The sequence below is a fragment of the Streptomyces alkaliphilus genome, assembly GCF_014141535.1.
Taxonomy (GTDB): domain Bacteria; phylum Actinomycetota; class Actinomycetes; order Streptomycetales; family Streptomycetaceae; genus Streptomyces; species Streptomyces alkaliphilus.
Genome location: NZ_VKHT01001637.1, coordinates 1 through 588 on the forward strand (window position 1 = coordinate 1; position 588 = coordinate 588).

The window sequence follows — 588 nt, forward strand, 5'->3', positions numbered from 1 at the left end:
CCCCCACAGTCGACGGCCCGCGTCGGGCTCCCCACCGGCCGCCCGGGCCACCCGCGGGTACAACTCGGCCCATCGGTCCAGTCCGGGGGGACGCGGCCACCAGGTCATCGCGGCGTAGTCGGCGTCGCGAACCGCCACCACCCCACCGGGCCCGCACAGCCGGAGCATGGCGCGCAGCGCGCCCACCGGGTCGGCGAGGTGTTGCAACACCTGATGGGCGTGCACCACGTCGAAGCCCGTGGAGGGGCCGATCCCCTCCGGGTCGGTGATGTCGCCGGTCATGAACCGCGCGTTCCCGCTCGCGGCGCCCCGCGCCGTCGCCTCCCGGCGGGCGACCTCCACCACCTCGGGGGCCGGGTCGATGCCCACGACCGTGCCGGGAGCGACCCGTTCGGCCAGGTCGAGGGTGATGGTGCCCGGGCCGCACCCCACGTCCAGCAGGGTCATCCCGGGACGCAGGTGGGGCAGCAGGTACGCCGCGGAGTTCCCGGCCGTCCGCCACCGGTGCGAGCGCAGTACCGAGGCGTGGTGGCCGTGGGCGTAAACCGCCCCGGGCGCCCCGGGGGACGATGGCGCGGAGCCCGTGGG

The 588-nt window shown here is 76.7% G+C and carries 1 protein-coding gene; it reads right to left on the reverse strand.

Annotated elements, in window-relative coordinates:
* Nucleotides 1–516, reverse strand: a 516-nt coding sequence (locus tag FNQ90_RS26080) for a class I SAM-dependent methyltransferase (RefSeq protein ID WP_182608546.1), incomplete at its 3' end; no start/stop codon positions are given.
* Nucleotides 517–588: the final 72 nt, after the last annotated feature.